We start from the raw sequence: 15,583 nt of genomic DNA, 5'->3' as shown, positions 1-15,583 counted from the left end.
ATCCTGTAAGAAAACCGGAAATCCCATATGAAAAATCGAGAAATAATCAAAGGTATCACCGGAATCCTCTTCCTGTTCATTCTGGCATTTTTAGCCGGCCGCTTTCTGGCGCAGGCCGTGGATGCCGTCATTTCATCGTCAGTCCTCCCTGCCGAAGGCAACTGGGGCCTGAGCTTCCGGGAAGACGGCAAGCCTCCCGTTGCCAATGCCTCCTTTGAAGAGCTGGCGAAATATAACGCTTTTTATGCGGAAAACACACAGGAAAAGGTACTTTACCTCACGTTTGACTGCGGGTTTGAAAACGGAAACACGCCCGCCATTCTGGATGCCCTGAAAAAGCACAATGTTAAGGCAACCTTTTTTATTGTTGGAAATTATCTGGAAACCAGCCCCGATCTGGTGAAAAGGATGTTGGACGAAGGGCATATCGTGGGAAACCACAGCTACCATCACCCGGATATGTCTCAGATGGATAAAGAGGCCTTTACAAAAGAACTGGGAGAATTGGAAACGCTTTATGAGCAGACCTTCGGCCAGCCCATGCAGAAATTTTACCGGCCGCCTCAGGGGAAATACAGTGCAAACAACCTGCAGATCGCCAGTGATTTGGGATACAAAACCTTTTTCTGGAGCCTCGCGTATGTGGACTGGGAGCAGGATAATCAGCCCACCCATGAAGAAGCCTTCAATAAGCTGCTGAAAAGGGTTCACCCCGGCGCTATCGTCCTGTTACATAATACTTCGAAAACCAACGGGGAAATCCTGGATGAACTTCTCACAAAATGGGAGGAAATGGGGTACAGCTTCCGTTCCCTTACACAGCTGCCCGGAGTGGAAAACAACTGAAATACGGAACCGGATATGATTCCGTATTAAAGAAAAAAGCAGGAAAACACACTTTTTCCCTGCTTTTTTCGCAATTTCATCACAATTTTATAATAATTCCATCACAATTCCTTTTTATACTACAACTATCGAAACAAGGAAAACAAAGTTTAGCATAAAAAGGAGCTGACCATTATGTTTGAATATCAGAATGAACACTACGAAAACAGAAACCAGATGTATAATTACAACGGCATGCCGGAGAACGGGCCTGCAGAGCCTCATAAACCGTCCGCCTCTCCGAATCCCGGACATACGGGAAAGAAGGCGCGGATCCTGAAAAAAGCCGGAGCCATCACCTTAAGCGCCATCCTTTTCGGCGGTGTAGCCGCAGGTTCCTTCCAGGCAGTCAATTATTTAACCGGCTACCAAACACCGGCAGCTGAATCCGCAGCGGCTTCTGCGGGAAACAATACAGCCAGCCTTCTGCAGACTGCCTCTCTTCCGAGTACAGCCGACGGAAAGGGCAGCCTGGATGTTTCCGACATTGCACAAGCCGTAATGCCCTCCATTGTATCCATTACAAATAAATCGGTACAGGAGGTACAGAATTATTTCAGCCTGTTCGGTTACGGCTACAGCGGAGAAACCATTCCCCAGGAAACAGAAAGCCGCGGTTCCGGTATTATCATTGGGAAAAATGATACGGAACTCCTGATTGTCACCAATTATCATGTGATTGCAGACGCCGATACACTCTCCGTCGCTTTCAATGACAACCAGGTATATGAAGCGAATACAAAGGGTACGGATCCGGACAACGATCTTGCCGTAATCGCAGTTCCTCTGGAAAGCATATCTGCGGATACCATGTCACAGATAGCCGTTGCTTCCATCGGCGATTCCGATTCCCTTAAGGTCGGCGAACAGGTTGTCGCCATCGGCAATGCCCTGGGTTATGGCCAGTCCGTTACCACGGGTATCGTAAGCGCCACCAACCGTACCCTGAACTCCAACATGAATACCGCAAATACATCGGAGGACTCCGCAGACCAGCCCGCCTATATCCAGACCGATGCGGCCATCAACCCCGGCAACAGCGGCGGTGCGCTGGTTAATATGAAGGGTGAAGTCATCGGAATCAATTCCGCTAAATTAGCCAGCACGGAAGTGGAAGGCATGGGCTATGCCATCCCTGTTTCCAGAGTTTCCGACATTATCGAAAAACTGATGAACGAAACTACCAGAAGCAAAGTTACTGAAGATCAGAAATCCAGCATCGGTATTACCGGGATCACAGTCACAGAATCCGTAAACAGTGTGTATGGCATTCCTTCCGGTGTCTATGTTGCCGGCGTAACTGAAGGCAGCGGGGCAGAGAAGGCAGGGCTCAGGAAGGGCGACGTCATTACAAAATTTGACGGTAAAAACATTACCCAGATCCAGGAGCTGACTGAACTTCTACAGTATTATCCGGCAGGGGAAACCGTGGAACTCACTATCCAGACTATCGGCAGTGATAACGCCTACACGGAAAAAACGGTATCCGTTACTCTTGGACACGCGGTAAATTCCGGCTCCCAAAGCGGAAGCTCCGGACAGCCGGAAGCAAATTCGCAGAAAGACATGAGTGCATTTTATTAAATGACAGAAAAGACGGGTACGTCCCATTTATACTCCACAGTTATAATTAACCCCCGCTTTTTCCGCCTGGTCCATCTGGTCCTTCCTCTCAATGTGATATATCCGGTTCCCTTTTTTAAAGAGCGCGCCGGTCTGTTTAAACCAAAATGGGACATTGTATTCCACACATTGTTCCATGGAATTTAAAATCCAGCCGAAGTCACAGAGGCGTGCCTCAGGGCCGGACTCTCCTCCGCAGGTTACCTGTTCAATACATCCTGTTGACAGGTACCTGCGGATATCTATGGGTTCCAGCATGGGTTCGTGAATCACGGTTCTGTGTTTTATGGGAAGCTCCAGCAAAATGGGAAGCCGGTAATCTGCCCGGTTCTGGTTTTCACAGGTACAGCAGATGGTAACATTATCGTACCCTTCTCCCCAGTCTTCCGGCAGGCCTGTGCGGAAACGGTGGATTCTTTTGGTAATGATGACAAAATGCAGATCGCCCCGCAGCAGTATCATGTTCCAGGCCTCAGGCCGCCATTGATCCGCTTCTTCCAGGAAAAAATCCGATGTCATACAGGTATAAATACTTTCCCCGTCCGTTTTCAGCTTATATTCTCCCCTTCGGCTGCATTTTATGGGCAGGGAAAAATTTGCCGTCTGTGTTACGACGCTGCTGTCCCTGCCGAACTCGGCATCTCTCCGGTAAACATAACAATTTCTGCAGCCCGGGCTGATCTTTTTACAGCCATGCCATGGATTCCAAACTGCCATCCGGTCACCTCCCAGCCAGATAAATTATAGGTGTTCAGTTTCTATTTTCATTATAATAGACTGGGATATGGCATGCAATAGGCACAGGAACATTTGTTCTGTTTTTATTAGTTTGACAGCTTTCTATCCTTTCGGAACATGAGGAAATATTATTTGCCAATAATAGAAAGATACATCCGGTAAACGGCATTGCGGTTAATATAGTCCAAGCGAAGGACTCCGCCCATCCAGGGTTTGTTTTCTACCATTGCCAGATTCTTATCAATTTGGCCGTCCAGCGCATCCATAAATTTTTCCATGAATGGACGGAATGTGTTTTGGATTATTCCGGCCAGTTTATCGCTGACACCCGCATCAGCAACAATTTGTCTTGTGTCCTGATATTGTTTAACCAAAAATTTTCCCAGCTCACTGTCGGATTCGCACGGCCGCCATACCTCCCATACGTGTCCGGCGTTTTTTATTTGCTGAGAGAGTGATTTTGCATAAACTCCCGCAAATGTCAAATCATCGCCACTGTATACAGCCTTTGAGGAACCAGATTGTATATTGCCCCCATCTGCCGCAAAACTATCCCGCAGCCGCGCTGCTAAATAAGCATCATCCTGTGCAAGCCAACTGTCTTCCGAGTCTTTCAGGTTGGCATAGTCACCCGCACCAGCCAAATACGTCTCATAAGCGGCTTCCCTTTCATCTACCATCGCCAGGACACTTGACCTCATATCCTCTATGACTCCTGTCTGCCCCAAATCTTCATAAAATCCTCCGATATTTTGCGCATATGTATCGGCCATTTCCTCTTTTGCCTGATTATATATACTATCCAGCTTATCCATTTGAGCCTTTTGTTCATCGCCGGCATACTGCGTCTGAATCCTGTCCTTCAGCACCGCATACCTGGAGGCTATATAATCTGCTTTGGTTTCCAGACGTTCCACATTACCAAATCTGATATCCATGGAACAAAAATCTTCTATGACACCCCGCCAATCAATATCCTCGCCCAGGCCATTTTCATTGAGTTCCTTACGGAAATTTTCAAGCTTCTCGTCACTTACCATACCGGGGGCACACAGCCTCATCGGCTTCCCCTCCTCAAAGCGGTACTGCTTCATATACTGGTTCATCAGAGCGTCATGCTCCGTATAATCAATCACTTCTGATGGTGGCAGTAATTCTGGAACGTGCATTGGTTCCGCTTGCTTGACCTCGCACCCAAAATCTATTCTCTGCAGTTTGTTTTCATATCCATGCATTCTGGCATATTCTTCTGCAGAAGAAGACAATTCTACCCTGTCTACATTGGGTTGGTTGTAATTCTGGGGCTGCCTGGCCAGTAACCGTTCCGCAATTTTCTCCAAAGCAGAACGCGTTGATGCGGAAGAAACCTTGTTATAATAGCTTTGTATTCCGACGTGACCTAGAATAATCATTTTGGAAACACTCCTTTCTTTTATGTGATAATCTGTTTGTTTCTATACTATAGAATCGGCATATTTTCTCAATATATTAGTCATCTCTACTGTTTTTTATGTATAATTATTTACGTTATCCTCTGATTTCTCTGTGTGAATTTATAAGGCAATAAATCACGAATTTTAATAGAGGCAAACAAATAGAGGGCGTCTGACCGACGCCCTCTAAGTCCGTTATCATAATATCAGAAGTTATATTCCAGAATCCCTTACACCTCAACAGCCTTCATTTATCCAGCTGATACCCCAGTTTAAGCACCAAAGGCTGTGCATAATTCCCAAACTTATCCCCGAACAGATTCACGCCCCCCAAATGAACAGCATCCTCCGCAACACCGATTTTAACACTGATGTAAGGCAAGTCAGAAAAACGGATATCCGAAATAGTAAGCCTGCTGGTCCTGATCCCATCAAGATATGTGCCGCTTTCGTCCAGCCGCCATGTGATTAAAAATCCATATTGAGTGGATAATATGCTGTTCCAGGATGGAGTCAGAACTCCGCGGGCACCCCCGCAGTCGCAGGGGCTCTCAAAAATTCCAAGTTTTTTATCGTTCACAAAAACACTGATGTCACTCTTCCACGGATCTCTGTACATTGGCGCTTCCGAACATGTTTCAAAGGATATTTCAAGCCATTTCAGAGTGATGTCATACATAAAGGCAAAGGAAAAACGATATTCCAGGAAACCGGAATGAAACCAGACTCTCTGGGCCTGAAATCGATCCGGATGGAAAAAGCAAAGCGGATTATCCTTTTCCCCAATTATCGAATACTCATTGCACATACCGCAGGTAGGCGTAATATTCTGTGCATCCGTATAACATCCTACCGGCATGCTCATGGTAAGACTTTGGGGTGTCTCATCCGTTTCAACGGATCCGATATTGTTCAGATTGAAAATCACCTGGGATACGGAAGGAGAACAAAGCTTTAGCATGCCGCGCTCCTGTGATTTATTTTTGGCAATAATCAGTCCGCTCTCTTCCAGAATACTCACCGAAGTTGAAACGGTAGACATGGGGATCTGCAGTTCCTCAGATAACTCGCCGATGCTTCTGCTTCCGGACTGCAGCGTTTCCAGAATAGTAAGTCTTGTTTCAGAGGAAAGCGCCCTTGCCATCTTCCGCAGGCCGTGCTTATCATCCAAACTGAACTCCGCTGTTTCCTTCCCACTGTCTATCATTTCAAGTCCTCCCTTCAGGAATCGGTTATTTCACCTGCCCAGATGAGATCCATGCCAAAGCCCGGTTTGTCGGGAATCTTCATTGTTCCTCTTTCCAGGCAGTATCCGTCAAAATCCACACCCTCTATGGAGCCTAAAACAGCTTCCACGCAGGGAATATGATGAGGATACGCTGCGGCAAGATGTGCACAATAATGTGTTTTCGTTACATTTCCCCATGCATGCGGTGACGCCAGCCAGCCGTTTTGGCTGATTTCCTTCATCAGGGTTCTCCATTTGGTAAATCCATAGCCGCAGACATCCGGCTGCCATACATCAAGAAGCTTCTTTTCCGCCAGTCCTCTCAACAGCGGGATATCTGTATCGGATTCTCCGTCCGCAATCAGAGTACCGGGCCGTTCCTTCAATAAATAATCCTTCAGCAGCCGGTTTTTCCCTTCTTCCTCACGGAATGGCTCTTCAAACCAGAATATCTCCGTATCACCGATTCCCTCAAGAAAGGCAATGGCATCCTCCAGCGTATACCCATCGTTTGCATCCACCATAATGGCAATCCCCGGCAGAGTCTCATGAATCCGTCTGACAATCTCAATATCCCTCGCCATTCCTTCCCCATGCTCCATCCATCGATGCCCTCTGCCGATTTTTACTTTCAGTATCGTATGGCCCAAACGCACATCAGCCACACTCTCCTGTATCACCCGATCGACTCCAAAAGGAGCATCCTCCGGTATGATATCGTTCATATAAATCGCCCCGTCATACACAGGTGCGCGGAGCACCGAATCCGGATTGATCATGCGGCATACAGGAATTCCCAGAATTTTCCCTGCCAAATCGTGCAGCGGGATATCAAAGGCCAGCAGCTTTTCATCCAGGATTCCCGTCCCGGAATCAAAAAGCTCCGTAAGGGGACGTTTCAGCAAAAGCTCCTTATTCCTTTTTGCCTCATCCATGCCTCTGCTCAGCTGTCCCCAGCCTGTGATTCCGTCCTTCGTAGTCAGTTTGGCCACTTCAATCTCTCCGCCGAAACCGTGATAACCCCGGATTGCATTTTTCCCGTGCAGCCTCGGATATCTTGCCCGGCACCGATAAAACTGCACCCGTTCAATCTGATGCCCTTTCAGCTCCTGATTCCATAATTCACAGCAGGATTGCTTCATTTCTCTTTTCCTCCCAATTTTAGATTTCACTGCCTTTCCGTCATTTGATTTCAGCCCTTTATCGATCCTATCATAACACCCTTTGTAAAATAACGCTGTACAAAAGGATAAACAATTAACATGGGTACGCAGCTGACTACAATAACCGCATATTTTATCGTAACGCCAAGCTTTGAATTTTCCGCATAGGAACCGTCTCCTGAACTCACCTGATTCGCCAAAAGGATATCCCTCAGTACAAGCTGAAGATTTGCTTTCTCCGTGGAACGCAGGTAAATCAGCGCGTTAAAATATGTATTCCATGAATCAACCGCATAATACAGGGCAATCACTGCCAAAATGGGCGCCGATAACGGAATTACTATCCTGAGAAAATATTTCGTATAGCTGCAGCCGTCCAAAAAAGCCGCTTCCCTCAATTCTTCCGGTATCGTGGAGTTAAAATATGTCCTCATTATAATCATATTTGTCGTCGAGATCGCAGTCGGTAAAATCAGCCCCCAAAGCGTATCAACCAGTTCCAGTTTGCTTACGAGCAGAAATGTCGGTATTAACCCGCCGCTGACATACATGGTAACTGCGACAAAAACAGTGATCAGATTCCTTCCCGGCAGCTCCTTTCTGGACAGCGGAAAAGCCAGCAGCATCGTAAGCGACATATTAAGGAGAACACCAAGTCCCATATAAATAATGCTGTTCTTAAATCCGTTCAGGATCTGGGAATTTTGAACCAGCATTTTGTAGCCTTCCATACTGAATTCTACCGGCCACAAATAAACTTTTCCCAGGGATATCGCATCCGAAGAACTGAAGGAAGCGCTGAGTACATAAATCAAAGGATATGCTTCCACAATCAGGATCAAAATTCCCACCGTATTGAAAAAAATACTGACCGCTTTATCCTGCGGAATTTCTTTTTTCTCTTTTATTCTTTGTTTCATTACCCGCCTCCTACCATAAGCTCGTCCCATTTACCCGCTTTGCAATCGCATTTGCGAGCAGAAGCAGAAGAATATTACATACGGAATTAAAAAGACTGATTGCCGTTGAATAATCGAAATTACCCTCCAAGATTCCCACACGGTACACATAAGTGGAAATCACATCGCTGGATGCCTGATTCAGGCTGTTCTGCATTAAGAGCACCTTCTCATATCCGATATTCATAATCTGCCCGCAGCGCAGCAGCAGCATAATCGTAATGGTACTGCTGATCCCCGGAAGCGAAATATGCCATATTTTTTGAAGTCTTCCCGCTCCGTCTATGGATGCCGCTTCATAGAGCGTGGTATCGATTCCCGCCAGGGCTGCAATATAGAGGATGGCATCCCATCCCATGTTCTGCCAGATACCGGATATGATGTACATCGGCTTAAAAGCACCGACTGACGCAAAGTAATTTGTAACGGGAAGTCCGAACCACTGGCGTATCATATTATATACACCGGTATTGGGATTCAGGATCAGCTGCATGATACTTACCACAATAACCGCTGAAAGGAAATGCGGTATATAAGCAACATTCTGAAGCACTTTCCTGAATTTTCCGTTTCGCAGTTCCCCCAGCAGCAAAGCCAGAAAAATAGGGAAAGGGAAGCCGAACAAAAGGCTCAGGATATTAATCGTCAGTGTGTTTCCCACAATCCTTCCAAAATAAAAACTGCTGAAAAAGCGTTTGAAATGTTCGAGGCCGATCCACTCACTTCCCCATATGCCTCTCGCCGCACGATAGTCCTTAAAAGCTATCAAAATGCCGTACATGGGTGTATACAGGAACAGGATATACCATATGACAGGGAGCAGAAGCATCAAATACAATTCCCTGCATGCCAGAATCCGTTTCCATAAAGATTCTTTCTTTGTCTGATTAGATGACAAGTTTCTCGTCCCCCTTCCCTAATTAAATTCATTATCTGTAATCATAATCGGCAGAAATTTTATGAAAGGGAATCATAATAGTCCTGATAGTACGATACCAGATCATCAACACCCAGAGATTTTAATGTAGCACAGTAGTCATCCCAGGCGTCAAAGCTCATTTCACCCGTGATGAATTTCGCCTGACATTCTGAAACATAAACATCAAGATCCGTTCTGATCGCATCCACCTTTTTCTGCGTATCCGAATCGAACAACGGGGTGCCGTAAACCGGATCCTTCTGATAATACGGTTCCCACACAGGAACATTTTCCTGTACCTTGGCGGAATAAATATAATTTGAGTTCTTTTCATTTCTCCAATACCCAAAACCGCCACCGGGAAGCGGGCAGGCATCTCCAACCGCTACCGCAACGCCTCGTTCATCATGAAGCATTTCATCCGTATAATCCCATGTTCCGTCATCATATTTCTGACAGGTAATCCCTATCAGGTCTTCATTGAAACAGCCAATCGTCATGGAACCCTCTTCCGTAAAGAAATAGTCAAGGAATCTGAAGGAAACCCACGGTGTTTCGTCTGCAGCAGTGATAAAAGTATTACTTCCCATGCTGTTGGACGCCAATTGAATCACAGGCTCCTTTCCGTTCGGGCTTTTCACAGGGGCCAAAGCAACATACTGGTCGTTTACCATGGTAAAGAGGTCATCTGAGGACAAGCCGAACACGCCGCAGTTACCGGAGGATATTTTTCCGATAGACGAGTCGCCTGTCTGCGTATATACCTCATTATCCAAAAGGCCTTCCTTATACATAACGTTCATGTACTGAAGCACTTCTTTCCACTCGTCCGTATTTTTCAAGAAACTGACCTTTCCTTCTTCCAATTTTATATTTTCATAGTCCAGGTTATAATACAGTCCGAATAACCCCGAAATAATGTCCGCCCTGGCCGTATGTCCCGCGCCGGAATCTTCCACTGCGTAAGGAATTTCGTTATTGGGATTCCCATCGCCGTCCGCATCCTCATCACGAAAGCTGCGCAGCACATCCAGAAGTTCCTCTGTCGTTGTGGGTATTTCCAGGTTAAGATTGTCAAGCCATTGTTTGTTGATCCAGAGATTCCTGTGGCTTGTCAGATTCGGCTTCAGCGTATTAATGCCCGGCAGGGTGTATAATTTCCCATCGGAGGCTCTTGCCGAAACGGCAACTCCCGGATATTCTTCCAGCAGCGGTTTTAATCCGTCAGAGTAGGCATCCATTAATTCATCGATCGCAATCACCTGTCCATCCTCAATCGCAGTGGAAAGGTTGGGAATAGCCCCTTTCATGATAATGTCCGGCAGGTCATTTGTTGCAAGCATCAGATTAATGCGTTCATTCCAGCCGTCTGCACCCACCACAATCCATTCTATTTCGATATTCATTTTCTCCGCAATATAACGGAGCGTTTCCATCTCTTTCACATCACCGATATTGCCGGGCTTTTTTATCATGATTGTTTTCTTTACCGTATCATTTACAAGCGGATATCCTTCTTCGTTAAAATTCATATCCTCTTTCGCCCGGGCAATAATTTCCGGCAGATTTTCCTGGGCCTCTTCCCCTATTTTCCCGTCCGCTTCTGTATTCGTACTGCTCACAGTACTGCCCTCTGCTCCCGTACCAGCAGCGGCCCCGCATCCGGCCAGACAGGAACCCAACATCATGATACTAAGAACTGCACTGACTAATTTCCCATATTTTCGCATAAAAAAAACACCCTCCTTAACCTAGTCCATAAAGATACCCATTCCAGTTCAAAATTTCTGAAATACTCAAAAGTATGAACCCTTTTGTTTTGTGCCATTATCCTATAGGTTTTGAAAGCGCTCTCTTAATTATAAGATATTTTCCATAAAAAATAACGTTTTATGAAGTACATTTTTATTTAATCATATGATTTATTGTGTGTCAACCTTTCGGCATTCATTCAAAAAAGCCGAATACCTCTGCTGTACCATTTCAATTTTTGAGGTATAAACAATGTGGAATATGATAGAATTTTTATTATCAGAAAATAGAACGTATGACTTTTTCCTTGAAAATAATCTTTCATAAGATCATAATGGGGATATGGATATATTAGGCAGCATAGAAGGAAGATAAAAGGGAGGGCATACTGATGATTATTGAAAAAGCGACCGAGGATGATTTACAAGAAATACTTGCTTTGCAGTATCTGGCGTATCAGAGTGAAGCAAAATTATTTAATAATCCGGATATCCCGCCGTTAAAGCAGACTCCGCCTGAAGTGTATTCTGAATATGAAAAGGGTATTCTTTTAAAAGCTCTTAATGAAGACGGAAAAATCGTGGGCTCCGTACGGGCCTTCTGTAATCATGACACCGCATATATAGGTAAGTTAATTGTTCATCCGGATTGGCAGAGAAAGGGGATTGGTACCAGGCTGCTGCTGGAAATTGAACAGCTCTGTCAAAGAGAACGCTATGAATTATTTACAAGTACCCGAAGTACAGGAAATATAAAGCTATATGAGCGGCTTGGCTATGTGATTTTCAAAGAAACGACTGTTAATGATGAATTACGGTTTGTTTACCTGGAAAAAAGCTGCCGGTAATGATACGATATCATATCATTATACCGGCAGCTTCTTATCGTACCTGCTATATTTCTTTTCTGTAAGGTTCCGCAACAGGCATAACTGTCATCCGCAGATCCGTACATCCGTATGGAACAAGCTCCGCTTCCACCTCGGGTCCAACCGGAGTCAGAGAAGACGGTCTTATGGCCGCCACCCCATTTTCCGCAGGCCATTCCACAGGACAGAGCGTTGTTTTCAGGCACACCGGTGGATTTTGGGAATCAAATGCCCCTATACCCGGATTTTTTTTATTATACATAAATTTCCCATCCGCAAAAGCAAAGTTCCACGCGGATTCCGGATAAAGTTCATAATCACAGTATGGATATCTGCGTTCCACACCATCACGTACAAATTCCTTTTTACGCCATTGTGCCTTAACCGGCAGTGAAAAAACAAGCGGGCCTCTCTTTACATAATACATATCTTCATATTGCGGCTGCAGTTTTGCTTCGAAAGCAAATACAACATTTATTTCACTTTTCCCTTCCCACCTGCGCTGAAGTTTACACCGATTTCCTTCAACCTTTTCACCGTCAACATAGGCTTCAGCAGCTCCGTCCGGAATGCGCAGGGAAATTTCAAATTCAGCAGGACGATCTGTTTGCACAATAACCCGGTATCCGTCCGCAAACGGATAATCCGTCACAATTTGAAAATATACCTGTGTACTATCAATTTCCATACTTGCCGAACAGGGAAGAACCGCCCCCACAGCAATTCCTTTTTTGCTTAAAAGGATCGCAGACATTGCCAGCTTCGGCCATCCCTGTCCAAAGTTGGCCGTACAGCATCCATAATTCGGTTCCAGGCCAAATATATGGCTTTCGCCGCTGTTTGTAAGAAAAGGAGTTTTCTCCGGAGACAGTATCGAACATTGAATCTGATTGGACATCTGATCATACTGGTGTGTCCACATATCTGAACTGATTGTGGCGGGCAGCGCATTAAATGCCAGATTCTCCAGACGATCTGCCCAGATATCCCCGCCGGTTCCGCATAAAAGCCATTCATAGGAGTACATAGCTTCTACAATCCCGCAGAGTTCCGTTCCGCTTAAAGGACTTTTCCCTGCAAGGCATTCATCACCTGAGAAATGTCCAATCGGCATCCCATGATAATCCAGAAGCATATTCAGCGCTTTTTCCGCAAAATCCCCAATTTTTCTTCCCTCAAATGAATTATACAGCATATCTGATCTCAGACACATTGATAAATTCACCACATGGGTGAGGTAATTCCAGCGGCCTTTTTCCTGCGGTTTCCGGTAAGGCCAGTTTTCAAACAGCTTTTCATAATCAACTCCCTGTACACGCAGTAAAACGGCAAGATCCTGCATCCACCTTTCCGGATGACGATCGTATAACCAGCCCAATGGAATGAGACATTCAAACCATCTGGAAGCCCCCCAGTCAAACAACGTATGCACCTCCAAATGCCTGGAAATGCATTTTAACGCCTTGTATACAGCCTGCTCAATCCGCGCATCCTCCGTACATTCGTAATAAACCACAAGTACCTTGCAGATGAGAAAAGCCGCCCAGATATCATAGCGGGGACGTTCTTCTTTATCACAGGGACATATCCACCCATCCTCCTGCTGCCGGCTGAGAATTGCATTTATATATTTATCCGCACAGGCCTTCAAGTCAGAATCATCAAGCAGCCAGGCCATGGGAATGAATCCATCCAGCCAATAAGGAACCCTCTCCCATCCTTCCTTTTCGCCTCCCGTCCATCCGCTTTCCTTTATATCCGGCCATACTTTATCCAGATTACCGCATAATCCGTCTGCCTGCGTTCTCAGCTGACGATACATCCAGCCCTCCGGTTTCAGCTTTGGGGGCGTCAGCTGTTTATAATAAAATGACTGATACATAGTATTTATTCCTTTCCTGAAAAACCCCATCTTTCCAGGGAAAAGATGGGGTTCACACCATACAGTACTGAATTCTTTGAGCAGCAGTATTTAAATCAGATTAAGCACGCCTCTGTAACCTCCGTCATTACGTTCCGGCATACTGTCAAAACCGAGATCGAATCCTTCATGTCTTGCATATCCGATCAGTTCGTACGGATAATTGGCGCCATTATACCATAAGCTGTAACCATCATCCTCTTTCACCACACTGACACGGTATACACCGTCATGATCCCAGTATCCGTCTGATCCGGCAATCACCGGATTATCCGGATGGCGCTCCCAGCCGGAAATACCATCTTTGGAACGGGCCAGACAGCAGGAAGGACGTCCGTCGCCGTCAAAGCCTATGTAGAACATATAGTGCCAGTCCTCCTGTATCAGAAGATGCCCTGCCGTAACTTTTTTCATTTCACAGAATTTACTGCTGTCGGGAACAAAGATCGGATTACTGCTGTGACGAATCCACTGAATACCATCACTGCTTTCCGCATAGCCTATGGCATCCGGTTCCTCCATCTCGCCGCCGGAATACCACATCCGGAATATATTACGTTTTTCATCCCAATGGACTTCCGGACACATAACGGAAATCCCTTCCCATTTTTCCTCAGGGCTCAGCACCGGCTTATTATAACGAGTCCAGGTAATTCCATCCGGACTTGTGGTATAACCGATTGCACTGGAACCCCGTGTTTCATTTCCGGGGAACATCTGCCCTGTATACCACATATGATACATGCCGTCTTTTTTAATGATGCTTGGCCTGTTAACCTCATGCGCTTCCCAGTCAGAAGATGGATCCGGGGTAAATACTACCCGGGGCAGAGTCCACGTTATCCCGTCCGTACTTTCCGCATAACCAATCAGGTTGACCGGACGCCAGGAAAACCACATGCGGTATTTACCGTCTTCCTTCAGAACCTGCATATCAAAACTGGTGCCATATTCTGGTCCCAGGACCGGTGATGTCAGAGGTTTTGTCCAACCGCCGGAACATCCACGGGGTATCCACTTTATAGCTTGATTCATACTTTGCTCCTCCTTTAAAGCCACATTTTCTTTTCTACAGGTCCCTGATATTCAATAGGCTCTCTCTGCTTTTCCACCACAGGCGCACCTTCCACTCCCCACATCGTATGATACTCATCCTTCAGAAGAATACCTATTTCCTCACGCTGGCGGTTACAGCCGTTATACCATAATTTACAGCCGCCGGATTCTTCCTCAATAATGCTGACCTTACATATACCGTTATGATCCCAGGAGCCGTCTTTTCCTGCAATCAGAGGATTATCCGGATGTTCTGTCCAGCCGCTTATTCCATCCTCAGAACAGACAGCACCCACAGCACTGTGGCCTGATCCGTCAAATCCGATATAATACATGACATATCCGCCGTCTACCTCTAATACGAAAGGAGCCGTAACCTTTTTGCACTGCCAATAGCTGTCGGCCCGGGGTACAAATATGGGATTTTCCAGCCTGTCCCAGTGAATGCCGTCTTTACTTGTGGCGTATCCGATGGCATCAGGCTCGTATTGTTCTCCTCCTGAATACCACATCCTGTAAATGGAATTCTCTTCATCCCATAAAACGAACGGACACATCAGCGCATATTTTTCCCATGGATATTCAGGACGCATAACCGGTTCAGGATGCCTTTCCCAGTTCAGTCCATCCACACTTGTCGCATAGCCGATAGAACTGGAGGCTTTCGTAAACTCACTGGATACTGTCTGTCCCGTATACCACATATGGTACAGACCATTCCTCTTTACAAGTGTGGGACGGTTGACCTCATATCCTTCCCAGTCGGATCCCGGTACGGATGCCAGAACTACAGACGGCATTTCCCAATGAATCCCGTCTTTGCTGGTGGTATGTCCGATCAAACGCGTCGGACGCCAGGAAAACCACATTCGGTATGTATCATCTTCCTTTGCCACCTCCACATCAAAACAGGTACCGTATAAGCCCCCCAGCACCGGTTCATCAATCGGTGCATACCAGCCCCCGGCATAACCACGCGGCATTTGCCGAAACAAATATTTTTCCATAAAAAATCCTTTCTGCCGTTCTTTCACCGGC

Annotated in this window: 13 protein-coding genes; 3 read left to right on the top strand and 10 right to left on the bottom strand. The window is 46.0% G+C overall.

Annotated elements, in window-relative coordinates; genetic code table 11:
- Positions 1–27 precede the first annotated feature (27 nt).
- Entirely contained in the window at positions 28–846 is an 819-nt protein-coding gene (locus BLA28_RS25220) for a polysaccharide deacetylase family protein (protein ID WP_069156955.1), read from the top strand.
- Positions 847–1,020: 174 nt separating this feature from the next.
- Positions 1,021–2,469: a S1C family serine protease gene (locus tag BLA28_RS25215; protein ID WP_069156954.1), complete on the top strand. Its 1,449-nt coding sequence runs from the start codon at positions 1,021–1,023 to the stop codon at positions 2,467–2,469.
- A 27-nt stretch (positions 2,470–2,496) separates the two neighbouring features.
- On the opposite strand, the gene BLA28_RS25210 is transcribed toward BLA28_RS25215, so the two are convergent.
- The 7 genes from BLA28_RS25210 to BLA28_RS25180 form a co-directional block, all read right to left on the bottom strand.
- The gene (locus BLA28_RS25210; protein ID WP_069156953.1) at positions 2,497–3,225 is read right to left on the bottom strand and encodes a DUF5131 family protein; all 729 of its coding nucleotides are present in this window, start codon (positions 3,223–3,225) and stop codon (positions 2,497–2,499) included.
- A 149-nt stretch (positions 3,226–3,374) separates the two neighbouring features.
- Entirely contained in the window at positions 3,375–4,658 is a 1,284-nt protein-coding gene (locus BLA28_RS25205) for a hypothetical protein (RefSeq protein WP_069156952.1), read from the bottom strand.
- 268 nt (positions 4,659–4,926) lie between these two features.
- A complete protein-coding gene (locus BLA28_RS25200) occupies positions 4,927–5,886 on the bottom strand; it encodes an ArsR/SmtB family transcription factor (RefSeq protein ID WP_009253612.1) in 960 nt (319 codons plus the stop codon).
- Between the two features lie 14 nt (positions 5,887–5,900).
- Complete coding sequence (locus BLA28_RS25195) at positions 5,901–7,049, bottom strand: enolase C-terminal domain-like protein (protein WP_069156951.1); 1,149 nt, start codon at positions 7,047–7,049, stop codon at positions 5,901–5,903.
- Positions 7,050–7,099: 50 nt separating this feature from the next.
- Positions 7,100–7,990: a carbohydrate ABC transporter permease gene (locus BLA28_RS25190; protein ID WP_069156950.1), complete on the bottom strand. Its 891-nt coding sequence runs from the start codon at positions 7,988–7,990 to the stop codon at positions 7,100–7,102.
- 10 nt (positions 7,991–8,000) lie between these two features.
- The gene (locus BLA28_RS25185; RefSeq protein WP_069156949.1) at positions 8,001–8,927 is read right to left on the bottom strand and encodes an ABC transporter permease; all 927 of its coding nucleotides are present in this window, start codon (positions 8,925–8,927) and stop codon (positions 8,001–8,003) included.
- 59 nt (positions 8,928–8,986) lie between these two features.
- A complete protein-coding gene (locus tag BLA28_RS25180) occupies positions 8,987–10,678 on the bottom strand; it encodes an extracellular solute-binding protein (protein ID WP_069156948.1) in 1,692 nt (563 codons plus the stop codon).
- Between the two features lie 413 nt (positions 10,679–11,091).
- Here BLA28_RS25180 and BLA28_RS25175 point away from each other — a divergent pair, with 413 nt between their 5' ends.
- Positions 11,092–11,547, top strand: coding sequence for a GNAT family N-acetyltransferase (locus BLA28_RS25175; RefSeq protein ID WP_069156947.1), 456 nt, complete (start codon positions 11,092–11,094; stop codon positions 11,545–11,547).
- A 46-nt stretch (positions 11,548–11,593) separates the two neighbouring features.
- Here BLA28_RS25175 and BLA28_RS25170 read toward each other — a convergent pair whose 3' ends face one another.
- From BLA28_RS25170 to BLA28_RS25160, 3 genes are all read right to left on the bottom strand, one after another.
- Entirely contained in the window at positions 11,594–13,450 is a 1,857-nt protein-coding gene (locus tag BLA28_RS25170) for a glycoside hydrolase family protein (RefSeq protein ID WP_069156946.1), read from the bottom strand.
- A gap of 90 nt (positions 13,451–13,540) precedes the next feature.
- Entirely contained in the window at positions 13,541–14,524 is a 984-nt protein-coding gene (locus BLA28_RS25165) for a family 43 glycosylhydrolase (protein ID WP_069156945.1), read from the bottom strand.
- Between the two features lie 14 nt (positions 14,525–14,538).
- Positions 14,539–15,552 (bottom strand): glycoside hydrolase family protein, encoded by a 1,014-nt coding sequence (locus BLA28_RS25160; RefSeq protein ID WP_141702909.1) that lies wholly within the window; start codon positions 15,550–15,552, stop codon positions 14,539–14,541.
- Between the last annotated feature and the right edge of the window lie 31 nt (positions 15,553–15,583).

Origin of the sequence: Eisenbergiella tayi, assembly GCF_001881565.1 — a bacterium.
In the GTDB taxonomy this organism is placed as follows: Bacteria; Bacillota; Clostridia; order Lachnospirales; family Lachnospiraceae; genus Eisenbergiella; species Eisenbergiella tayi.
The sequence above is the reverse complement of the archived record's forward strand: the minus strand, read 5'-3'. Positions and strand labels throughout refer to the sequence as shown.